Annotated in this window: 20 protein-coding genes; 16 read left to right on the top strand and 4 right to left on the bottom strand. The window is 56.1% G+C overall.

All coding sequences use genetic code 11. From position 1 onward, the window contains the following. Positions 1-140 precede the first annotated feature (140 nt). Positions 141-896 (top strand): TSUP family transporter, encoded by a 756-nt coding sequence (locus ACW8F6_RS11675; protein ID WP_491576046.1) that lies wholly within the window; start codon positions 141-143, stop codon positions 894-896. Positions 897-1,024: 128 nt separating this feature from the next. Next, the gene (locus ACW8F6_RS11670) at positions 1,025-1,498 is read left to right on the top strand and encodes a hypothetical protein (protein ID WP_491576045.1); all 474 of its coding nucleotides are present in this window, start codon (positions 1,025-1,027) and stop codon (positions 1,496-1,498) included. 75 nt (positions 1,499-1,573) lie between these two features. On the opposite strand, the gene ACW8F6_RS11665 is transcribed toward ACW8F6_RS11670, so the two are convergent. Next, positions 1,574-3,280 (bottom strand): sodium:solute symporter family protein, encoded by a 1,707-nt coding sequence (locus ACW8F6_RS11665; protein ID WP_491576044.1) that lies wholly within the window; start codon positions 3,278-3,280, stop codon positions 1,574-1,576. Between the two features lie 8 nt (positions 3,281-3,288). Then, entirely contained in the window at positions 3,289-3,555 is a 267-nt protein-coding gene (locus ACW8F6_RS11660; protein WP_491576043.1) for a DUF4212 domain-containing protein, read from the bottom strand. Positions 3,556-3,702: 147 nt separating this feature from the next. Between ACW8F6_RS11660 and ACW8F6_RS11655 the strand changes: the two genes are divergently transcribed. Next, positions 3,703-4,371, top strand: a complete 669-nt coding sequence (locus ACW8F6_RS11655) for a response regulator (protein WP_491576042.1) — start codon at positions 3,703-3,705, stop codon at positions 4,369-4,371. Here the strand turns inward: ACW8F6_RS11655 and ACW8F6_RS11650 are convergent. Continuing rightward, a complete protein-coding gene (locus tag ACW8F6_RS11650; RefSeq protein ID WP_491576041.1) occupies positions 4,368-7,868 on the bottom strand; it encodes a PAS domain-containing hybrid sensor histidine kinase/response regulator in 3,501 nt (1,166 codons plus the stop codon). The genes ACW8F6_RS11655 and ACW8F6_RS11650 overlap by 4 nt on opposite strands. A 136-nt stretch (positions 7,869-8,004) precedes the next feature. Here ACW8F6_RS11650 and ACW8F6_RS11645 point away from each other — a divergent pair, with 136 nt between their 5' ends. The 8 genes from ACW8F6_RS11645 to ACW8F6_RS11610 all read left to right on the top strand — a co-directional run bounded on the left by ACW8F6_RS11645 (position 8,005) and on the right by ACW8F6_RS11610 (position 15,116). Further along, the gene (locus ACW8F6_RS11645) at positions 8,005-8,538 is read left to right on the top strand and encodes a PaaI family thioesterase (RefSeq protein ID WP_491576040.1); all 534 of its coding nucleotides are present in this window, start codon (positions 8,005-8,007) and stop codon (positions 8,536-8,538) included. After that, complete coding sequence (locus tag ACW8F6_RS11640) at positions 8,535-8,981, top strand: PaaI family thioesterase (RefSeq protein WP_491576039.1); 447 nt, start codon at positions 8,535-8,537, stop codon at positions 8,979-8,981. The genes ACW8F6_RS11645 and ACW8F6_RS11640 overlap by 4 nt, the downstream gene beginning before the upstream one ends. A gap of 162 nt (positions 8,982-9,143) precedes the next feature. Beyond that, on the top strand, positions 9,144-11,066 hold the full coding sequence (gene htpG, locus ACW8F6_RS11635) for a molecular chaperone HtpG (RefSeq protein ID WP_491576038.1): 1,923 nt from the start codon (positions 9,144-9,146) through the stop codon (positions 11,064-11,066). Positions 11,067-11,332: 266 nt separating this feature from the next. Next, positions 11,333-12,358 (top strand): NAD(P)H-dependent glycerol-3-phosphate dehydrogenase, encoded by a 1,026-nt coding sequence (locus ACW8F6_RS11630; protein ID WP_491576053.1) that lies wholly within the window; start codon positions 11,333-11,335, stop codon positions 12,356-12,358. Then, positions 12,351-12,743 carry a DUF4389 domain-containing protein gene (locus tag ACW8F6_RS11625; RefSeq protein WP_491576037.1) on the top strand — a complete coding sequence of 131 codons (393 nt, stop codon included), beginning with the start codon at positions 12,351-12,353 and terminating at the stop codon, positions 12,741-12,743. Before ACW8F6_RS11630 ends, ACW8F6_RS11625 begins: the two co-directional genes overlap by 8 nt. Beyond that, positions 12,743-13,222, top strand: a complete 480-nt coding sequence (locus ACW8F6_RS11620; RefSeq protein ID WP_491576036.1) for a SixA phosphatase family protein — start codon at positions 12,743-12,745, stop codon at positions 13,220-13,222. The genes ACW8F6_RS11625 and ACW8F6_RS11620 overlap by 1 nt, the downstream gene beginning before the upstream one ends. Positions 13,223-13,336: 114 nt before the next feature. Continuing rightward, complete coding sequence (locus ACW8F6_RS11615; RefSeq protein WP_491576035.1) at positions 13,337-14,230, top strand: alpha/beta fold hydrolase; 894 nt, start codon at positions 13,337-13,339, stop codon at positions 14,228-14,230. A gap of 1 nt (position 14,231) precedes the next feature. Next, positions 14,232-15,116 (top strand): DUF4892 domain-containing protein, encoded by an 885-nt coding sequence (locus ACW8F6_RS11610; RefSeq protein ID WP_491576034.1) that lies wholly within the window; start codon positions 14,232-14,234, stop codon positions 15,114-15,116. Here ACW8F6_RS11610 and folE read toward each other — a convergent pair. Next, positions 15,113-15,652 (bottom strand): GTP cyclohydrolase I FolE, encoded by a 540-nt coding sequence (gene folE / locus ACW8F6_RS11605; RefSeq protein WP_491576033.1) that lies wholly within the window; start codon positions 15,650-15,652, stop codon positions 15,113-15,115. The two genes, ACW8F6_RS11610 and folE, sit on opposite strands and share 4 nt — an antisense overlap. Before the next feature lie 154 nt (positions 15,653-15,806). Between folE and prmB the strand changes: the two genes are divergently transcribed. The 5 genes from prmB (at position 15,807) to ACW8F6_RS11580 (ending at position 20,889) form a co-directional block, all read left to right on the top strand. Continuing rightward, positions 15,807-16,718 (top strand): 50S ribosomal protein L3 N(5)-glutamine methyltransferase, encoded by a 912-nt coding sequence (prmB, locus tag ACW8F6_RS11600; protein WP_491576052.1) that lies wholly within the window; start codon positions 15,807-15,809, stop codon positions 16,716-16,718. A gap of 59 nt (positions 16,719-16,777) precedes the next feature. Next, positions 16,778-17,872: a chorismate synthase gene (gene aroC, locus ACW8F6_RS11595; RefSeq protein ID WP_491576032.1), complete on the top strand. Its 1,095-nt coding sequence runs from the start codon at positions 16,778-16,780 to the stop codon at positions 17,870-17,872. Continuing rightward, positions 17,869-19,041 carry an MFS transporter gene (locus tag ACW8F6_RS11590; protein WP_491576031.1) on the top strand — a complete coding sequence of 391 codons (1,173 nt, stop codon included), beginning with the start codon at positions 17,869-17,871 and terminating at the stop codon, positions 19,039-19,041. The genes aroC and ACW8F6_RS11590 overlap by 4 nt, the downstream gene beginning before the upstream one ends. Before the next feature lie 111 nt (positions 19,042-19,152). Next, on the top strand, positions 19,153-20,085 hold the full coding sequence (locus ACW8F6_RS11585) for a hypothetical protein (RefSeq protein ID WP_491576030.1): 933 nt from the start codon (positions 19,153-19,155) through the stop codon (positions 20,083-20,085). Between the two features lie 24 nt (positions 20,086-20,109). Next, positions 20,110-20,889, top strand: coding sequence for an amidohydrolase (locus tag ACW8F6_RS11580; RefSeq protein ID WP_491576029.1), 780 nt, complete (start codon positions 20,110-20,112; stop codon positions 20,887-20,889). Positions 20,890-21,069 lie beyond the last annotated feature (180 nt).

The raw sequence follows: 21,069 nt of genomic DNA, 5'->3' as shown, positions 1-21,069 counted from the left end.
AATCCATCCTCACGCTGCCCCAGCGCACGCCCTAGGCGAGCACTGGGGCAGCCTATCCAACTCAGCTTTCCGCAATGCAGACGGTGCTCGGTGGTTTTTGGCCGCATGTGCGCCAGCCGGTTGCCAAAGGGATAGTTCCTGTGGAATTAGAGTTAACCACGCTGTTGCTCTTGTTGGCCGTAGCTTTTGCTGCGGGCACGGTGGATGCCATTGCCGGCGGGGGCGGGCTATTAACCGTACCCGCGCTCATGGCCGCTGGCCTGACGCCGGCACAGGCGCTGGCAACTAACAAGCTGCAGGCGTGCTTTGGTTCTTTTTCGGCCACAGTCTTTTTTTGGCGCCGGGGCCTACTTCAGCTCAAGCCTATGCTATTTACGGTGTGTTGCACCTTCGCCGGCAGTGCGCTGGGCACGTTATTGGTTCAGCAGGTGAACACCGAGATGATGCAGTGGCTGTTGCCGGTGCTGCTGATTGCCATGTCGGCGTATTTTGTGGTGTCGCCACGCATGAGCGATTTTGATGGCGAGCGACGACTTTCCGAGCGGAGTTTCGCCTTGCTAGTGGGCGCAGGGTGTGGGTTCTACGACGGTTTTTTTGGCCCGGGGGTGGGCTCATTTTACGCCTTGGGGTTTGTTAGCTTGGCCGGTATGGGCTTAAGGCGTGCGACGGCGCACACTAAATTGTTAAATTTCACGTCTAATCTCGCTTCTTTGGTGTTTTTTGCTTTGGGGGGACAAGTGCTGTGGGCCATAGGCCTGGTCATGGCCTTGGGCCAATTTGCCGGCGGCCGCGTGGGTGCCAAGCTGGTTTTTGCCAAGGGGGCATCCCTGGTGAAACCATTGTTGGTGATACTCTCGCTCACCTTGTCTGCCAAGCTACTCTGGGACTTGCTGTGACAGGCAGCGCCGGATCATTTTGGTATGATGCGCGAAATGTTGAATTGTGAGTTCAAAGTCCTGTTGATAGCCATACGGACAGGTTCAGGGCTGCCGGGTGCTCAGCGATGTGGATAGGAGATGATTGGGTGTTAGCTATTCGAAAAGTAATTTGTTTGGGTTTGGCGTTTGCGCTGGGCGGATGTGAGCAGCAGGCAGCGCCAGACTTTCACACGCAACAGTGGGGCGCTTTTCGGGTGGACTTTTGCACTGAAACCAGTGCCATGGAATTTTGGGAAACGCGCGATAAGGACAAACTTTCGCTGCTGCAGGGCGCGTTTAGTGCCGAGTCTCCCGTACGCCTGGATCGCGTGGTTCAAAGCCCCAATCACCGGTTGTTTGTGGTGCTAGCGCAAGCGGACGGAGCAGGCAATACCACCTGGCAGTTAACGCTGAAACGCGATCAGCAGCATGTGACCTTTTTTAACACATCTCGGCCAACCGAATCCTTCCAGGCGAGTACTGATCCCATGTTTTATCGCGCGCTCAATACCTTATTAAAATCACACATGAGCGAGTCGCTCGATATTTTTCGCAAGTGCGAGCTAGCGACCGAAAGTTAGGCCGTGGCCGCGCGTCCAGGTACACCGGCAACGCTCGCTGGAACGGCCTAGCTGCACCGACCAAACTGCGCCGGTTCAGTGACCTGTGGCGTTGCCGGCACCTTTGGGGTAGCGAATATTTTCTACCAGCTCCTGAATATGTGCCGGTGCCGCGCCGGTGAATCGATTGACGCACAGAGCCACAGCAAAGTTCAATAGCATCCCCAGCGTACCAATGCCTTCGGGAGAAATACCCCACCACCATTGAGTGGGCAGATTGGCGGCTGGATTAATGAATTTAAAATAAATGATATAGCTGGCGGTAAAGGTAATGCCGCAAATCATGCCGGCAATGGCGCCTTCTTTATTCATTTTTTTGTAAAAAATCCCGAGAATAATCGCCGGAAAAAAACTGGAAGCAGCCAAGCCAAAGGCAAAGGCCACCACCTGTGCCACAAACCCCGGCGGATTGATGCCGAGATAGCCCGCCACGATTACGCCTACTCCGGCCGCCATGCGCGCAAAGCGCAACTCCTGGCGCTCAGAAATATGTGGCATAAGATTGCGTTTCAGCAGGTCGTGAGAAACCGAGGTGGATATTACAAGCAGGAGGCCTGCCGATGTGGACAGCGCTGCCGCGACACCGCCGGCTGCCACCAGGGCAATGATCCAGGCGGGCAGATTAGCAATTTCTGGGTTGGCTAATACCATGATGTCTCTATCGACCTGCATTTCATTGCGCTCGTCGGCGGCGTAAAACATGCGGCCGTCCTGATTGTGATCGGTCCAGGTGATCAGGCCTGTCTGTTGCCAATTGGTTATCCAGCCTGGCGCTTGTTCATGGGGTGTTCCTGCGCCGTCGGGACCGTTAATGGTTTCAATCATATTGACTCGGGCGAAGCCGGCCACTGCCGGTGCAGTGGTATACAAAATGGCGATGAATAGCAGCGCCCAGCCAGCAGATTTGCGCGCGTCGCGGACCTTAGGTACGGTAAAAAATCGCACAATGACATGGGGTAAGCCGGCTGTGCCCACCATGAGCGCGGCAGTAATGAAGAAAACATCGGCGGTACTTTTACTGCCCTCGGTATAGGCTGCAAAGCCAAGCTCCTGACTTAGGCCATCCAATTTGTGCAGTAAATAAGTGCCTGGCTCATTGACGAGCTCAGCGCCAAAACCCAGCTGCGGAAGCAAATGGCCGGTCATCATTATCGAGATGAAAATGGCGGGCACCATGTAAGCGAAAATCAAAACGCAATATTGTGCAACTTGGGTATAGGTGATGCCTTTCATGCCGCCCAATACGGCGTAGAAAAACACCACGCCCATGCCGATAATAACGCCGAGCGTAATATCCACCTCTAAAAATCGGGAAAACACTACGCCCACGCCGCGCATCTGACCCGCCACATAAGTAAACGAGACAAAGATGGCGCAGAAGACGGCAACCGTGCGCGCTGTTTGAGAATAGTAGCGATCACCAATAAAGTCAGGCACAGTAAATTTGCCAAACTTGCGCAAGTAGGGTGCCAGGCACAGCGCCAGCAGTACGTAACCGCCGGTCCATCCCATTAAGTAAACACCACCGTCATAACCCATGAAGGAAATCAGCCCGGCCATGGAGATAAATGACGCGGCGCTCATCCAGTCGGCGGCGGTGGCCATGCCGTTGGCCACCGGGTGTACGCCGCCGCCGGCCACGTAAAAATCCTGTGTTGAGCCGGCTCTGGCCCAAATGGCAATGCCAATGTATAGCGCGAAAGACAGTCCTACCAATAAAAATGTCCAGCTTTGAATATCCATATCGGTACCTAGTCTTCCTGTACTTGGTAGGTTTGGTCGAGGCGGTTCATGGCGCGCACATAGACAAAAATCAAAACAACAAAGGTGTAAATGGCGCCTTGATGGGCAAACCAAAAGCCCAGTTTAAAGCCAAAAAACTGAAACTGATTTAATGTGTCGGCCAATAAAATGCCGCAGCCAAAGGAGACGCTGAACCAAAGGGTCAGCAGTATAAACATAAGCCTCAGGTTGGCACGCCAATAGGCAAGTTGATCCGCTTTAGATTGAAACGCCATCTGTTCAGCCTCTTTTGTTATTGTGTTGGTATCCTGCCTCAATGCCGTAGCGGTGGCTATTGGACATTGGTCGATGTCGCAGCGCGCTTGGTGTAGCGCGGGTGGAGTTGGTAAGATAATCAAAAACCATAACAATGGACAGGTGCAATGAATAACGCTTTTGCCGGGCAGACCTTTGTGGTGGCCGACGACCATCCGCTGTTTAGCGCGGCATTGCGACAAGCCATTGAAAACCAGTACCTCGGTGCCACCGTGCACGAGGCCGATTCCATCGACGCCTTAGAGGGTGTACTCGCCCAGTGCGCGCCCATCGCGCTGATTTTGTTAGATCTGCACATGCCGGGGGCCAGTGGATTTTCTGCGCTAATTCGCCTGGGCGCGCAACATCCTACCACCCCTGTGGTCATGGTCTCCGCCGATGCGACCCCCGAAGTCATTACCCGCGCATTGCGCCATGGGGCGGCGGGTTTTTTGCCTAAAAGCAGTTCGTTGGTCGATATTCAGGTGGCAATTGCCGAGGTGCTTAGCGGCGGGCAGTGGCTGCCCGAGCAATTTGAACCCATTGCGCTGGATACGCAGTGCGAACTGGCGGTGGCCAACGTGCTAGCTCGCTTAACGCCGCAACAGTTTCGTGTGGCGATGCAGCTGTCGCGCGGGTTACTTAATAAGCAGATCGCCGCGAAGTTGGCCGTTACCGAGGCCACCGTAAAGGCCCACGCCACAGAAATTTATCGCAAGTTGGGCGTTAACTCGCGTACCCAGGCGGTACTGGCGCTGCAAAAGTTGGCGGTGGGGCCCGATGTCGAGGCGAGTTAAGCTCGCTTACTTAAATTGCGCAGAGCCGTGCGCAGGGCTGCGGGTTGAACCGGTTTGCTGAGGTACACGTAGCCCGCCGCGTCGACGCGGGCACGTAGCGAGTCGCTATTGTCGGCACTAATAACGATGCCGCTGACCGCTTGTTGCCAATGCAGGCTGAGTGCCTGCAGTAATTCAAGTCCGTTTTCGCGATGATCCAAGTGGTAGTCGGCGATCACCAGATCGGGTGGTGTGGCCGCGTGCCACTGGCCGATGGCTGCGCCTAAGTCTACGGCAACCGTCACCTGGCAGCCCCACTGTTGCAATAGAGCCAGCAACCCGGCGCGGATCTGCGCTTCATTGTCGACGCACAGCACCTGCAGTCCGGTCAGTTCAGTGGAGGCCGGTTTGGAGTTGTTGATTGTGGCCTGTGGCTCGCCCACCGGTACCGCAATACGAAATAGCGCGCCTCGTCCGAGCGAGGAGTGCACTTCCAATGGGTGGCCCAGGTGGTGGGCGCTGCGCTGTGCTATCGACAGGCCCAGTCCCAGGCCTTTGCCGGTATCGTGGAGCTCGTTGTCCAGCCGCTCAAATTCCTCGAAAATGCGCGCTTGATCAGCATGGCTGATACCGGGGCCTGTGTCCCACACGCTTATCCACATCAGGTTGCCTGCGCGCCGGCAGCCCAATAAAATTTTTCCGCGCGCAGTGTAGGTGATCGCATTGGACAAAAAGTTTTGCACGATGCGCCGCAGCAGTGCCGGGTCTGAATAGAGCCAGCGCTGGCTGTTCACATACCGCAGGCGCAGGCCTTTTTGTTGAGCCAGTGCAGCGAACTCGCGCGCCAGGGGCGCCAGTAGATCTGCTGCACAAAAATGGCGTCGCTTGGGCGACAGTTTACCGCTGTCGAGCCGGGCGATTTCGCGCAGCGAGTCAATCAATTGTTCGGAGGAGGCCAGGGCGTCGCCAATGGACTGTAAGCCTGGCAGGTAGTCGTGGGCTTGATCTTTCAGAGCCTGTTGCTCCAGGGCTGCCACAAATAATCGGGCGGCGTTAATGGGTTGGGCTAGGTCGTGGCTGGCGGCGGCCAGAAAGCGCGATTTGCTGGCGTATACCCGCTGCAACTCTTGCTCGACTCTCGCGCGTAGTTGGTTCTCCTGTTGCAGTGATTGATTGGCGGCTATCAATGCCGAGGTGCGCTCGTGAACGCGATCCTCCAGTTGATCGCGGGCCTGGGTGAGCTGGCGCATGATGCTGTGAAAATCGCTGATATCTGTGTAGGTGGTAACGTAGCCACCATTGGCCAGTGGAATCCCGCGAATGTCGATAACGCGTTGATCCGGCAGTTGGCGCTCTAACCGGTATTCCTCGCCGCGAGCCAACCAGTGCAGCCGTTTACTAATGGCGGCGTCCAGGTCATTTTCCTGAGGCGCGAAAAGCCCGCGCGAGGCGTTATATTCGTACACTTTCTCGATGGGGCAACCTACGTATAGCAAGCGCGGCGGATAGTTAAAAATCGTTTCATAGCGGCTGTTCCAAGCCACTAACTGCAGTTTGGCATCCACCACGCTGACACCTTGGGGAATAGTTTCCAACGTGGTTTGCAGCAGCTCCTGGCTGAACTGCACCTGCCGGTTCGAGTGGCCCACCAAATTGACCCAGTCTTCGAGCCGCAAGGGCTGCTGTTTGCGCAGTAAATCGAGTGTGCGTTGGGCGGAGACGGCGCCCACAATGGCGGCCAGCGAAGACTCCAGTTTGGCCACCATGAATTGCGGGATTTGGTCGTGTGGTAACAACCGATGGCCCAGTTTTTGTTCGCAGGCCTGCCAGAGTTGCTGTGCCCGTTGCTCCCCCATTAGCGGGCCCAATACCGGCTGTAGTTGGCGCACTTCGATGGGGCTAGGGGTAAAGTCTTCCCCCGTGTAATAAAACTGCCGATTGCGCTGCGTGAAGGCCGCGGCCTGGCGGACGTCCAGGGTGTTGAAACGGCTGATGCGACTCACCCCCACAAATAGCGCGGTGTTGACCAGAAGACTCCACCATACACCGCGAGTCAGTGGGTCGAACCACTCTATGCCAAAAAGCGCCGTGGGCGCCAGCCAAGGGATCTGGCCGGGGCCCTGGGTTATCAGTGCGTGGTCCTGGCCCAGTAGTGCTGGCAGCAATAGGCAGTAGAGCCATACCAGCGCCCCGCCGGTGAGGCCCGCCAATACGCCGTAGCGATGACCTCGGCGCCAATAAAGGCCGGCCAGCAGTGCCGGCAGTACCTGTATGGCACTGGCAAAGGCAATGAGGCCGATGGCCGGCAGTGAGTTATCGGCCGACAGCAACTGTTCCAACAGCCAACCCAAAAGCAAAACCGCCACAATGGCCAGCCGTCGCACGGTGCGCAGCCGGTGGCCGAGCTGGGCCGCCTGGCGTCGGTGCTTGGCGCCTTGTTTTAGCCAAAGCGGAACCACCCACTCGTTAGAAATCATGGTGGATAGGGCAATGGCAGCCACCACCACCATGCCGGTGGCTGCGGACAAACCGCCCAAAAATGCCAGGGCGGTTACCCAAGGAGCGTCGGTGCTCAGCGGCAATCGCATGACTAAATCGTCGGCGCCGAGCTGGCCGCTGCCTAGCAGCGCTTGACCCGCCAGCGCAATGGGTACGACTAAGAGGCTAAAGGCAATCAAATACAGGGGAAGCAGCCAGCGCGCAGTGCGCAGGCTGCGTCGATCGTGGTGCTCCACAAACGTCAAGTGATATTGCCGTGGCAAGCAAACGATAGCTGCCGCGGCCAGCAGCGTTTGGGTGACAAAATTGGCGTCCACATGGGGCCAGCGGCCGAGCGAGGGCGAGTACTTGAGGTGGTGCCAGATGTCGGTTGGCTGAGCGGAGGTCAGCAGTTGCCAGGCCAACAGGGCCACCAGTGCAAAGGCTGCCAGCTTCACGAGAGATTCCACGGCCACAGCGGCTATAAGGCCTTGGTGGCGGCGCGGCCCATCCAGTGTGCGCGTGCCAAATGCAATGGCAAAACCGGCCATGACGATGGCGGCAATCAGGCTATTGGCAGCGCCGGAGCCTAAGCTAGGCAGGTCTTTGCCCACAAGTTGCCAGGCCATGGTGACGGCTTTGAGCTGCAGGGCGATATAGGGCAGGGTGCCCACCAGTGCTAGCAGCGTCACGAGCGATGCAAGGCCTTGATGCTTGCCGTAGCGCGAGCCGAGAAAGTCTGCGATGGAGGTCACGCGATTGCGTTGGCTGATCACCGACAATTTGCGAATAAATGGCCAGCCCAGCCACAGCATCAGTACCGGCCCCAGGTAAATTGGCAGGTAGTCCCAGCCGGTGTCGGCGGCTCTGCTTGCGGCGGCAAAAAACGTCCAGGACGAGCAATAGACGGCCAGAGACAGGGCGTAGGCCAGTGCCTTCAGGGTAGGTGACATATGCCGGACTCGCTCGGCCCGCCAGGCCACCCAAAAAAGCAGGCCAGCGTAGAGCAGCGCGAGCAGCAGCACTGATTGGCTGTGCATGAGGATTCCTTATTTTGCCGGCAGTCTACCGAAAAAAGACACCCAAGGCCCTAGACGTTGGTCGAAAAGGCCACTGAATCACCACCTGGGCTTGACTATAATGGCTTAAACATTTGTTTGATCGCAGAGGCGCTGCATGACAAAAACACCGACGACTGCCGACACTATCGCGGGTTTCAGCCCAGCCAAAGCCCGGCAGCTGTTTGATTTAATGGTCAATGCCAATCCCGGTGATTACTTTCACCAATTGGGGTTGGCGATCGATGCCGTGGAGGCTGGCAAGGTACGCGTTAAGCTGCCCTACGGGGAGCATCTAGTGGGCAATCCAGACACCGGTGTGATTCACGGCGGCGTATTAACGTCCATGCTGGACACTTGCTGTGGCTTTGCGACTGTGACTGCCCTGGCGCTGCCGGAGCTGTGTCCCACCATGGACCTGCGTATCGACTACATGCGCCCGGCCACCGCCGGTGTCACCCTCTATGCCGAGGGCGAGGTCTATCGCGTTACCGAGCAGGTGATATTCACCCGCGGCGTCGCCTTTCACGAAGACCGCAGCAAGCCGGTTGCACATTGTGTGGCGAATTTTTCGCGCCTGGATAAAGCGATTGCCGCGCAAATGGCCGCTCAAATCACCGAGGTCATTAATAGTCTGGAGGTGCGATCATGAGTAGCGCACCCACCTTTGCCGAACTGGTGCAGCGCGCGCGTACAGAGGGCCAGCCAGCGCTGTTAACGCAAGCCATTCCCTACGCCCGATTATTGGGTATTCAGGCGCAGTTGGAGGCCGGCCAGCTACAGTTTTTAATGCCGGCTTCGCCCGGCAATGTAGGCAATCCAACCCTGCCAGCCCTGCATGGCGGTGCGATCGGCGGATTTATGGAAACCGCCGCAGCCCTGCATTTGCTGATGACCATGGAAACCCTGAAAGTCCCGAAAATTGTGGACTTTTCCATCGACTACGTGCGCGCGGGCAAGCTGCGCGATACCTGGGTGAGCTGCGAAGTGGTGCGCCAGGGGCGCCGCCTCGTCAATATGGGTATCAATGCCTGGCAAACGACGCCAGCCGAGCCCATCGCCAGGGCGCGGGCCCATTTTCTACTGGGTGATTAGCGCGGCTTGAAAACGCCGATTGCGCCCCCATCTTAGCTGCCATTAGGGCACGCATTGCCTTTGTGCCACGGTTTTCCGTGGCTTAGCCTGCTGCTTGCGGTCTTTGCCGCCTGCCGCCAGATAACGAGTGATTCGGTTCAGAGTTAACAGGAGTTTTCACGCATGAGCGTCGACGCCAAAAAAGAAACCCGCGGATTTCAAACAGAAGCCAAGCAGTTACTGCACCTGATGATCCATTCTTTGTACTCCAACAAAGAGATCTTTTTGCGAGAGTTGGTATCTAACGCCTCAGATGCGGTGGATAAGCTGCGCTTTGAAGCGCTGTCTAACGATTCTTTGTTTGAAGGCGATTCAGACTTAAAAGTACAGGTGGACTTCGACAAAAACGCTGGTACCGTCACTATCACCGACAACGGTATTGGTATGTCGCGCGATGAGGTGATCGATAATTTGGGCACCATTGCCAAGTCGGGCACATCGCAATTCTTCCAGAACTTAACCGGTGATCAAAAGAAAGACGCCCATTTAATTGGTCAATTTGGTGTGGGTTTTTACTCGGCCTTTATCGTGGCCAAAGAAGTTGAGGTGTTTACCCGTCGCGCCGGCTTGCCCGTCGACCAAGGGGTACACTGGGCCTGCAACGGCGAGGCGGAGTTCACGGTAGAAAATGTGGAGCGCACGCAGCGTGGCACCACGATCATACTGCACCTGAAAGATGACGAAAAAGATTTTGCCGACAATTGGCGTCTGCGTTCCATCATCAAAAAATATTCTGACCACATTTCCATTCCAGTGGTGATGCAAAAGGTCAATTACGATGTGGCCGACGATGAGTCCGATAAGCCGAAGAACGATGCGGCGCCCGAGTACGAAACCATAAACTCGGCTACTGCCCTGTGGACGCGCTCGCGCTCAGAGGTCAGTGACGACGAGTATAAAGAGTTTTACAAGCACGTCTCCCACGATCACGCAGACCCTGTTACCTGGAGCCATAACAAGGTTGAGGGTAAGTTGGACTACACCAGTCTTTTGTACGTGCCCGCCAAGGCCCCCTTTGATATGTACAATCGCGACGCCGCACGCGGACTGAAACTGTACGTACAGCGCACCTTTATTATGGATGATGCCGAGCAGTTCCTGCCGCTGTATTTGCGTTTCATTAAGGGCGTGGTTGACTCCAATGATCTATCGTTAAATGTATCGCGTGAAATATTGCAGCAAGATCCCAATATCGATGCCATGCGCTCCGCGTTAACCAAACGCGTGTTGGATATGCTGGCCAAGATGGCCAAAAATGACGCAGAAAAATACGCCGAATTCTGGAAGGAGTTTGGCCAGGTACTTAAAGAGGGGCCTGCCGAAGATTTTGCCAATCGCGAAAAAATTGCCAAGCTGTTGCGCTTCTCCACCACCCATACAGACAAGCCCGACCAGGACCAATCCCTGGAGGACTATGTGTCGCGCATGAAGCCAGAGCAGAAGAAGATTTACTATGTGGCGGCCGACAATTTCAATACGGCAAAAAGTAGTCCGCATCTGGAAATCTTCCGCAAAAAGGGTATTGAAGTACTTCTATTGACAGATCGTATCGACGAGTGGCTCATGGGCCATCTGGTGGACTTCGACGGCAAGTCCTTGCAAGACGTGGGCAAGGGCGCTTTGGACTTAGGCGAGCTGGACTCTGAAGAAGAGAAAAAAGCACAGGAAGAAAGTGCCAAAACCCACGCCGACCTAATCGAACGAGTCAAAAAGGCACTAGACAGCAAAGTATCAGAGGTGCGCGTAACTCATCGCCTCACGGACTCGCCTGCCTGTTTGGTGGTTAGCGAGCAGGACATGGGTGCACAAATGCGCCGATTGTTAGAGCAGGCGGGTCAAAAGGTGCCCGAGTCTAAGCCCATTTTTGAGATGAACCCGGAGCACCCGCTGTTGGTGAAACTGGATCAGGAGCAGGACGAAGACCGTTTTGTGGATTTGGCGCAGGTGTTGTTTGATCAAGCTCATCTGGCTGAAGGCGGGCAATTACAAGACCCAGCCCTGTATGTTCAGCGATTGAACAAGCTTTTGCTAGAACTCAGCCACTAATTACACCTTGGTGTAGCGCGCAAAGGCCATTGCCCCGCTGGGGAGTGGCCTTTGTCGCATTCGCGCTACCGGAAACTTATTGCTTACCCTACACTGTGCCAAGTGGCATTGAGCGTGGTAAGTCGTTGGGTTCCATTAGCCTCTCCCTCGACGATCAACGCGGTCAAGGGGGGGCCGTGACCGGCGGTACGCCAATCGAAAGAAAAACAATAGCGAGCGACAGAGATTTCATGGTTCAGGAAAATACGCCAACAACAAACCCGCCAGTGGCCAAGCCAGTTAACGTCGCCGTTTTGGGCGGCGGCAGCTTTGGTACGGCGGTGGCAAATATCTGCGCACATAACGGTCATCCCACCTATCTGTGGATGCGTCACAAAGACCGGGCCTTGCTCTGTCAGAAAGAGCGCGAAAACGCACATTATGTACCTGGGTATCGCTTTGCCGATGCTCTCTCGGCAACCTCCGATTTAGCCGAGGCCGTGGGCGATGCCACACTGGTTTTTGTATCGGTGCCCAGCTCGGGCTTTCGCGAGGTTGTGCAAAAGATCAAACCCTATGTTCGCTCCGACGCCTTACTGGTGAGTACAACAAAGGGCATTGAGGGTAATGGCTTTACTCTAATGAGCGAGATACTGGAGCAGGAAATGCCCGGTCACTCCATCGGTGTGCTCAGCGGGCCGAACTTCGCCAAAGAGATCATTGAAAAACAGCAGACGGGTACCGTAATAGCATCGGATAACACGCGCCTTATTAAACGCGTGCAAACCGTACTCAGCTCGGATACCTTTCGCGTCTATGCCAACCGCGACCGGCGCGGTGTGGAATTGGCCGGCGCGCTGAAGAATATTTATGCGATTATCAGTGGCATGGCCACGGCGTTGGGCGCGGGCAGTAACACGCACGCCATGTTAATCACCCGGTCGCTGGCGGAAATGAGCCGACTTGCGAATAAACTGGGTGCAAATCCCATGACGTTTCTCGGCCTGGCAGGCGTTGGTGATTTAATCCTCACCTGTACGTCGGACCTGTCGCGCAATTACCGCGTAGGCTACGCCCTTGGCCAAGGGCGGGCGCTCAATGATATTGTCACTGAGTTAGGGCAGGTGGCCGAGGGTGTCAACACCTTGCAAGTGGTGGCCACTAAGGCGCAGGAGATGGATGTGTACATGCCTCTTGTAAAAGGGTTGTATGCTGTAATATTTCAGGGTTTGCCCATTGGCGATGTTGCGCATAAGTTGATGGTGGGCGAGCAAAATCACGACGTTGAATTTATGGGAGCTGGCAATGAGTGACAATGATGCACGCAATCAAACTGAGGTCGAGGCAACAGCCGCAGAACAACCGAACGCCGAACGAGGGCGCACCGGCGCGGCTGCCGACACCGAGTTGGACAGCATTAAATCGAATATACTGTCGCCAGATCACTGGATTCGCTTGGTCTTTATGATCTTGTTTGGTCTGGTGCTGCAGGTGGCCAGTCTGGTGGTGGGTGTGGTGGTTTTGTTACAGTTTTTATTTGCACTGTTGACCGGCGCCGACAACGAAAATTTGCGGGCTTTTGGCGCCAGTCTTACACGCTACATTGCCGATACGCTTAAATTCTTAACCTATAACAGTGAAGACAAGCCGTTTCCCTTTGCCGACTGGCCCCAACAAGACGACCGTCAGGCGGATTGATGAAAATTTGGGTGCAGCGACATGGCGAGGCTGAATCGGTGGCGCCTTCGGATGCCGAGCGCGCTTTAACGGCTGTGGGTATTCGGCAAATCCAGGCGCAAGGCCGTCGCTGGTCGGCAGGGTTCAAACCGCAGCACATATGGGTAAGCCCTTATCTGCGTGCACAGCAGTCTGCTGCCCACTGGTTAGCGGCCGCTGAACTGCCCACTGGTGCTTTCCCGGCACCCGAAACCGTCGATTGGCTACTGCCGGACACGCCAGTGATGCAGGTGGTGGATCAACTGGGGTTGTGCAGCGAGCAAAACACGGTACTGTTAGTCAGCCATCAGCCGCTGGTGAGTGAGCTAGTCAGTTTTTTAACGGGCGAGCCCGCTTGGGCTTGCGGCATGGGTACCGGCTACTTGGCAGAAATTTCACTGCCGTTGGTGGCGCGGGGTATGGCCGATACTTTCGCAATTCACGCGCCCACAGGGTCTTGAATCTAGCGTGGGTGCAAGAGGGCGACAAGCGTCGTGCATGCCACTAAATTGACGAGGCTCGGAACAATAAACTGCGGTGAAAGATTTGATTTTGAATGTGAAGTTAACTGCCCTATGAGCCAGCCCACCGAGCGGTTATTTGAACTAAGCAATGGTCGTACGCTTGCGGCGCAGCACTGGGACAAGCCAGGAGCGCCGGTATTTTTAGCATTGCACGGTTGGCTGGACAACAGCGCCAGTTTTTCCGAGTTGGCGCCCATGCTCAATGCCAGTGTCATTGCTCTGGACTTGGCAGGCCACGGACACAGCTACCACCGCACGTCACCTGCACCCTATCATTTGTGGGATGACCTTATCGATCTGGCCGATATCATCGATCAGCTTGGCGGTGAACCCGTGGGACTCCTGGGGCACTCCCGCGGCGCTATTATTGCGGCGCTCTTCGCGGCGGCTCAGCCGGAAAAAGTGACCCAGCTCTTTTTGATCGACGGCCTACTGCCCGAGCCAGTAGCTAGCACCGATGTGGCCCGCCAATTGGGCAAGGCCATGGCGGCGCTGGCACGCCATACCCAGCGCGAGTTTCCGGTCTACCCGGATCCGGCTGCGGCTGCGGTAGTACGTTTAGAGGGGATTTTTCCCCTGAGTCCTGCAGCGGCCAGTGTCATTGTGGCGCGCGGAGTTAAGTCTGTGGCAGGCGGTGTCACCTGGCGGGTAGATCCAAAATTGCTGGCGCCCTCTATGATTAAATTAACCGCCGAACAGATATTGGGTTTTGCGCAGGCGATCAGTGTGCCCAGTTATTTGATTTTGGCGAGCGAAGGGATGCCCAAGCTATTCCCCGGTATGGAGCGGCTGCTCGGTCAATTGCCTAATATTGCGCAGGTAACGCTGGCCGGAAGTCATCACTTGCATTTAGAGGCAGAGGCACCCCAAGTGGCAGAAATTTTCAATCAACATTTGGCAGCTAGCAGCAGCGCCGCTGCTGGCACGACCGATAGGGAGCAGTAACGTGCAGCTTTCGCGCTATGTGTGCCTTCAATGGTTAATGGCAGTCGCTGTTGCAGCCATGTCATTCAACGCCCAGGCTCGAATTAACTGGCAGCTGCCCGCCGACAGCCGGGTGGTGTACCAGTCTGAGGCCGAGGAAGATGAGTACCTGTTAATGCTAGGTATTTATCGCCGCATCAACAACGAGTGGCGCACGCAAGGTGCGGAAACACTCAGTGGCAAGGTTAAGCGCCAAACGCTCGAGCTGCCGCGCGGCGCCAATGAGCAAGCGGTGTTTCGCGAGCTGAGAAATCAATTGCCCGAGCGGCGCGAGCTGTTTTCCTGTGCCGGTCTCTTGTGTGGCACTAGCAATGCCTGGGCCAATACCCATTTTGGAAAATCCACGCTGTATGGTCTGGACGCACAACAACACTACGGCGTGTACGAGGTTATGCGCGGCGACGGTTTAGTCTACGTGGTCATCTATGTGGTGCGCAGGGGCAATGGGAGTGTGTTTGCGCAATTGGAAGAGGTGCAGGTAGCCACTGCCGAACAGGGCCGCTTGGTGACGCCCGCCAAGTCCATCGCTAATTCCCTGCAAGAGCAGGGCTATTTTTCCATCCCCTTAAAGTATTCCTCTACCGGGGGGGTGGAAGTTTCCGCTGCGCAACTGCAGGCGTTGGTGGATTTTTTAAACGGTGCAAGTGGCGAGCACTACACCTTGGTGGGGCACGATTATCGGCCGGCAGTGGATAACTTAGCGGCGGGGGCGGAGCATGCGGCGGCGGTGCTGGCTTTGCTGAAGAGCCGTCGGCTGCGCACGTCCGTGGCGGTCTTCAGTGTTGGGAAGCTGGCCCCCGCTGGCCGCGGGCGCCAAGCCATACGGGTAGATTTGGTTCGCAGCTAGCGAACCAGGCTCAGAAACTCTGTGCGGGTGGCAGGATTGTCGCGGAATGAGCCCAGCATGGCAGAGGTTTTCATCAGCGAGTTTTGTTTTTCAACACCGCGCATCATCATGCACATGTGTTTCGCCTCGACTATTACGCCCACGCCGTCGGCGCCGGTCACCGATTTTACAGTTTCGGCAATTTGCAGGGTGAGCTGCTCCTGGATTTGCAGCCTGCGGGCAAACATATCCACAATGCGGGCAACCTTTGACAGCCCCAAAACCTTACCCGTGGGGATGTAGGCCACGTGAGCGCGCCCGATAAATGGCAGCAGGTGGTGCTCGCACATTGAGTAGAGTTCAATGTCTTTCACGATGATCATCTCGTCGGAATCGGACGGGAAGAGGGCGTCGTTGACCACGTCGTCCAGCTGCTGTTGGTAACCGCGTGTTAAAAACTGAAAGGCCTTGGCAGCACGTTCCGGGGTGTCGGCCAAGCCTGGGCGGCTCAGGTCCTCGCCAATTGCGGAGATGATACTTGCGAAATGCTCTTTCATTGACCTGAGTCCTTGCTGTGTTTCGGGGTGTGTATTATCGCCATTATGCCTCTGAGCGCCAGTGCTTTACGGTTCTTGGCGGACTTTGGATGAAATTTTACGCATTTGGAGTGGTTGCGCATACAATGGCGCCCCGACTGCAACCTCTGGAGTTATTGTGACTGAATCTAGCCCCCGTGAAGAATTAAAAACCCTGCGCGACTGGGTGCGTTGGGGTGCCAGCCAAATGTTGCAGGCCGAGGTGTTTTTTGGCCACGGCACCGATAATGCCTGGGATGAGAGTCTGCAGTTGGCACTGCATGTGATCCACATGCGCTGGAGTGAAAACCCGGCATTGCTGGACTGCCGTCTGACCTATCGCGAGCGCGATCTGCTGCTGAATTTGATCCGGCGCCGTATCGACGAGCGTATTCCCGTGGCCTACTTGACCGGCGAGGCGATGTTTGCCGGCCTGCCGTTTACGGTGGATGAGCGGGTGTTGGTGCCGCGCTCGCCCTTAGGCGAATTAATAGAGCAGGGCTTCGAGCCCTGGCTGCCCCGCGAGCCCGCGCGTATTTTGGATATGTGCACCGGCAGTGGGTGTATCGGCATCGCCTGCGCTCACGCATTTCCGGAGGCAGAGGTGCTGCTGTCGGATATTTCGCCCGAGGCTTTGGCGGTGGCAGAGGCCAATATCAGCCGCTATCACCTGGCTGAGCAGGTACAAACGGTGCAGTCCGACGGTTTTGCCGGGCTGGCTGGCCAGGTATTTGATGTCATCGTGTGTAATCCACCCTACGTGGATACCCAGGATCTGGCTACTATGCCGCCCGAGTTTTTATGCGAGCCCAGTATCGGTCTGGGGTCGGGTCAAGACGGCCTGGACTTTACCCGGAATTTTTTAACGCAGGCGCGCAAGCACCTGTCGGAGCACGGCCAGGTGTTTGTGGAAGTGGGCAATAGCTGGGTGGCGCTGGAGGCGGCGTTTTCCGAGGTGCCCTTTACATGGCTGGAATTTGAACGCGGTGGTCACGGTGTTTTCACTCTGTCGGCCCAGGAACTCGACCAGTACTTTGGCAACAAATAGTGTGATTCGCGTATAATCCGCGCACTTTATTGCGATGCTTAAGAATTATTGAGAATACTATGTCTGGCAACACCTTTGGCAAGCTGTTTACCGTAACTACCTTTGGCGAAAGCCACGGTCTCGCACTGGGGTGCATTGTGGATGGCTGTCCGCCCGGCGTGACGCTTTCCGAGCAGGATATTCAAGTGGAGCTGGACCGGCGCAAGCCCGGTCAATCGCGCTATACCACCCAGCGTCGCGAGGCCGATGTGGTAAAAATCTTGTCGGGGGTTTTCGAGGGCAAAACCACCGGTACCCCCATTGGCATGGTGATTGAAAACACCGACCAGCGCTCCAAAGATTACTCCAATATCAAAGATCAGTTTCGCCCGGCCCACGCCGACTACACCTATATGCACAAGTACGGCGTGCGCGATTACCGTGGCGGCGGACGTTCGTCTGCCCGCGAAACGGCCATGCGCGTCGCGGCCGGTGCTGTAGCCAAACAATTTTTAGCTCAGGCGCTGGGTGTCAAGGTGCGGGGCTACCTGTCACAACTGGGGCCTATTGCCATCGACAGCGTCGATTGGGATCAGGTGAGCCAAAATCCGTTCTTCTGCCCGGATGCCAGTAAAGTACCCGAAATGGAGGCCTATATGCAGGCCTTGAACAAAGAGGGCAACTCGGTGGGCGCTAAAATCACCGTGGTGGCCGAGGGCGTACCGCCCGGGCTGGGTGAACCGATTTTCGACCGGCTGGACGCGGATCTGGCGCACGGATTAATGAGCATCAATGCGGTGAAGGGTGTCGAAATTGGCGCAGGCTTTGCTGCAGTCGCCCAAAAGGGCACAGAGCACCGCGATGAGTTAACGCCCACGGGTTTTTTGTCCAACCACGCGGGCGGCATCTTGGGAGGGATATCCTCTGGCCAAGACATAGTGGCACATCTGGCGCTTAAGCCTACGTCGAGCCTGCATTTGCCCGGTCGAAGCATTGACGTGCACGGCCAGCCCGTCGAGGTGATTACCAAGGGGCGTCACGATCCCTGCGTTGGCATCCGGGCCACGCCCATTGCCGAGGCCATGATGGCCATAGTGCTCATGGACCACTTTCTGCGCCACCGAGGTCAGAACGGCGGCGTTAGCCACACTGTTCCGGATATTGCTCGGCGGTGACGCCCACTGCTGCGGCGCCGGTTCCCTACTGGCGGCTTTCCAGCGTCTATTTTGCCTACTTTGCCTTGGTGGGCGTGCTGGTACCTTTCTGGAGCCTGTACCTGAAGGCGCTCGGGTTTAACGGCTACGATATTGGCGTCCTTTCCGCCGTGTTAATGCTGACGCGCCTGTTGGCGCCCAATTTTTGGGGATGGCTGGCGGACCGCCGCGGCAATCGCATGGGCTGGATACGCCTTGGCAGCTTGTTAGCTCTGCTCAGCTTTGCCGGCGTGTTGCTGTCCACCGAATTCTATTGGCTGTTGCTGGTGGTCTTTGCGTTTTCCTTTTTTTGGAACGCGGTATTGCCACAGCTCGAAGTGGTCACGCTGGGGCACCTCTACCCGCACACAGGTCGTTACAGCCTGGTACGGCAATGGGGCTCTTTGGGTTTTTTCGTCGTTGTGGTGTGTCTTGGTTATTGGTTTGAAGGCGACCGCATTCTAACCTTGCCGCTGGTGGCCATCGGCTGTCTGGCGCTAATTTGGTTGACCTCTCTCGCGGTTCCCAATGCGCCTTTAAACGTATCGGCCAGTACGCCACTGCGCTTTGGCGACCGGCTGCGCCAGCCCGCTATTTGGCTGTTTTTACTCATCGCATTTTTACTGCAGGTGAGTCACGGGCCTTACTACACCTTTTACAGTATCTTTCTGGACCAGGCGGGTTACAGTGCGGCAACCATCGGTTGGCTATGGGCGCTGGGCGTGGTGGCGGAGATCGTTTTGTTTTGGGGTATGTATCGCCTACTGGCGCGCTTTTCCATGATGGCCTTACTGTGGGTGGGCGTGTCGCTAACGTTGGTGCGCTGGTGCTTGTTGGCGGCTTTTGTGGATTGGTTAGGGGTACTGATACTGGCTCAGTTGCTGCACGCGGCCAGTTTTGGTTTAACCCACGCCATTGCGATAGAGTGGGTACGGCGGGCATTCGTTGGGGCCGATGGGCAGGGGCAGGCCCTTTATTCTTCAGTCAGCTTTGGCGCCGGCGGCGCAGTCGGGGCATGGTTGAGTGGGGTTATGTGGGACACATCGGCGGCGGCAACTTTTTGGCTAGCCGGCGCTGTTGCGCTGGCAGCACTGTTGTTATGTGTAGCATTGACGCGCTGCGGTAATGTGATGACTCAGGATTCAGAATAAGTCCGTCTAATTTTAATAACGTATTGCACTCAACCGTGCGCCGATTTAATGTGGAGATGCACTAAAAGGGTGAAGCCCGTCACACCACCAAATCAATAACAGGGGCCAGCAATGAAAACCATGATCTTTAGGACTGTGTTAAAACACTGTGCACCATTGGCACTGGGCTTACTGCTCGTGCCGGCAAGCGCCATGGCGAATCAGTGTGTCAATATTCAGTGCGACTGCGCATCGCTGACAGACGCCACCGACAAAAGCCTGTGCCAACAGCAGCAATCGCAACTCATCAAGGATTGCGATCTCGCCGGCGGCTTGACGGGTTATTGCCAGGTTGCGGGGTTTAAAGGCGTCCCAATGCCATTTAGCCTCGATAAGCCTGCAGAGTTATTGCCATCGGAAGAGGCTATTGAGCAATCTTTAGCGCAGGTCGAAGCGCTCTATTGGTCTGTACAGCAGGATCAGGCCAGCGCCCAGCGCTACGTGGATAAATCCGCTTACGGCAACGCATTAACCGTATACAAAAACTTGAACAATACCCTGGATCGGATCTTTGGCACTTATCAGCAGGCTTACGACAGCTGGCGCGCACTCGACGACAAGGGCGAGGCTGAAGACGTGGCTGGCGACGCCTATGAAGCCTTGAAGGAGCGTGGCGATGCACTGTATCTACAATCGCGCAGCCTGTGGGCCGATCGCGCCGAGTCCGACCCAAAGTTACAGCGCAAACGGCAGATTTTGGCCATGAATGTTTTGCGCTATGCCGGCAGTGCCTTTCAACAGGCTGCCGAATTGGCCGGCTTGGCTAAAGAGCGCGAACTGGCTGCAGGCTATTGGCAGTCTGCCGCAGAAACCTCCGAATTAATGCTGGCTTGGCGCCAGCAGGCAAAATCAAAAGTGCAGTACATTAACTATTACCGCCAGCAGAGTGTGGCCTCCTGGTATCGCGCCGCGCTCTATTGGGAGCGCGTAGACGAGCCAGAGCAAGCGCAGTTGGCGCGCGACAGGGCGTTGGTGCTATCGAAGGAAACGATCGCACAGCGGTAAAAAACGTCATAAGCTGAGGTGTATGTGAAAGAACGCTTGGCAGTGGGGCTGATTCAGGCCGACTTGGTCTGGCAGGCCCCGGCAGACAACCGCCAATTATTGGCCGATTTGCTGGACGAGGGTGCACTTGGCCTGGATTTGGCCATTTTACCGGAAACTTTCAGTAGCGGTTTCACGCAGGCTGCCGAGGATTTTGCCGAGCCGGCTGAGGGGCCAACTCTGCACTGGATGGCCGAGCAGGCAGCTAAACATCAACTTACCCTCACGGGTAGCTATATCGTGCGGGACGAAGGGCGCTACTTTAATCGCTTGATTTGGATGCCGCCCGATGGCAACTACGACAGCTACGATAAACGCCACCTCTTTAGCATGGCCGGCGAACACGAGGTGTTCAGTGCCGGCCAACAGCGCAAGGTGTTTACCTGTCAGGGCTGGCGATGTTGTCCCATGATTTGCTACGACCTGCGCTTTCCGGTGTGGAGCCGATCGCAAAAAGATTATGACCTGCTGTTTTATGTGGCTAACTGGCCAGATGCGCGTGCCCGACAATGGCGTCGTCTGCTACCGGCCCGCGCTATAGAAAACCAGTCCTATGTGGCGGGTGTTAACCGGGTGGGTATCGATGGCGAAGGTTTCACCTACGCGGGAGACAGTCAATGCTACGACCCCCTGGGCGATGCCATGGCTGAAAATGAAGGCGGTGAAACCGTTATTCGGGCCGAGCTATCCCTGTTTCAACTGGCGCGGTTGCGGGATAAATTTCCCGTGTTAGACGACGCCGACGATTTTCATATCAAGCTGTAACCCACCAAGGTCTACACTATTCACCTTTAGTTGCTAAACGTATATAGTGTGTCAAACATACGTTTGAATTAATGTCTGGGCGTCTGAGTGTGTGACGTCAGGCGCATGCAATGTCATCACTGAGAAATTGGAGAGGTTCCATGATCTACCAGGGCAAATCGGTATCGGTTACCCAGCTGG

The sequence above is a fragment of the Simiduia sp. genome (assembly GCF_058345725.1).
The sequence above is the reverse complement of the archived record's forward strand: the minus strand, read 5'-3'. Positions and strand labels throughout refer to the sequence as shown.

What these genes read in the sequence shown, in the direction of transcription:
- ACW8F6_RS11665 (WP_491576044.1), bottom strand. Translation starts at nt 3,280, where the DNA reads ATGGATATTCAAAGCTGGACATTTTTATTGGTAGGACTGTCTTTCGCG.
- ACW8F6_RS11660 (WP_491576043.1), bottom strand. Translation starts at nt 3,555, where the DNA reads ATGGCGTTTCAATCTAAAGCGGATCAACTTGCCTATTGGCGTGCCAAC.
- ACW8F6_RS11655 (WP_491576042.1), top strand. Translation starts at nt 3,703, where the DNA reads ATGAATAACGCTTTTGCCGGGCAGACCTTTGTGGTGGCCGACGACCAT.
- ACW8F6_RS11650 (WP_491576041.1), bottom strand. Translation starts at nt 7,868, where the DNA reads ATGCACAGCCAATCAGTGCTGCTGCTCGCGCTGCTCTACGCTGGCCTG.
- ACW8F6_RS11645 (WP_491576040.1), top strand. Translation starts at nt 8,005, where the DNA reads ATGACAAAAACACCGACGACTGCCGACACTATCGCGGGTTTCAGCCCA.
- ACW8F6_RS11640 (WP_491576039.1), top strand. Translation starts at nt 8,535, where the DNA reads ATGAGTAGCGCACCCACCTTTGCCGAACTGGTGCAGCGCGCGCGTACA.
- htpG (WP_491576038.1), top strand. Translation starts at nt 9,144, where the DNA reads ATGAGCGTCGACGCCAAAAAAGAAACCCGCGGATTTCAAACAGAAGCC.
- ACW8F6_RS11625 (WP_491576037.1), top strand. Translation starts at nt 12,351, where the DNA reads ATGAGTGACAATGATGCACGCAATCAAACTGAGGTCGAGGCAACAGCC.
- ACW8F6_RS11620 (WP_491576036.1), top strand. Translation starts at nt 12,743, where the DNA reads ATGAAAATTTGGGTGCAGCGACATGGCGAGGCTGAATCGGTGGCGCCT.
- ACW8F6_RS11615 (WP_491576035.1), top strand. Translation starts at nt 13,337, where the DNA reads ATGAGCCAGCCCACCGAGCGGTTATTTGAACTAAGCAATGGTCGTACG.
- folE (WP_491576033.1), bottom strand. Translation starts at nt 15,652, where the DNA reads ATGAAAGAGCATTTCGCAAGTATCATCTCCGCAATTGGCGAGGACCTG.
- aroC (WP_491576032.1), top strand. Translation starts at nt 16,778, where the DNA reads ATGTCTGGCAACACCTTTGGCAAGCTGTTTACCGTAACTACCTTTGGC.
- ACW8F6_RS11585 (WP_491576030.1), top strand. Translation starts at nt 19,153, where the DNA reads ATGAAAACCATGATCTTTAGGACTGTGTTAAAACACTGTGCACCATTG.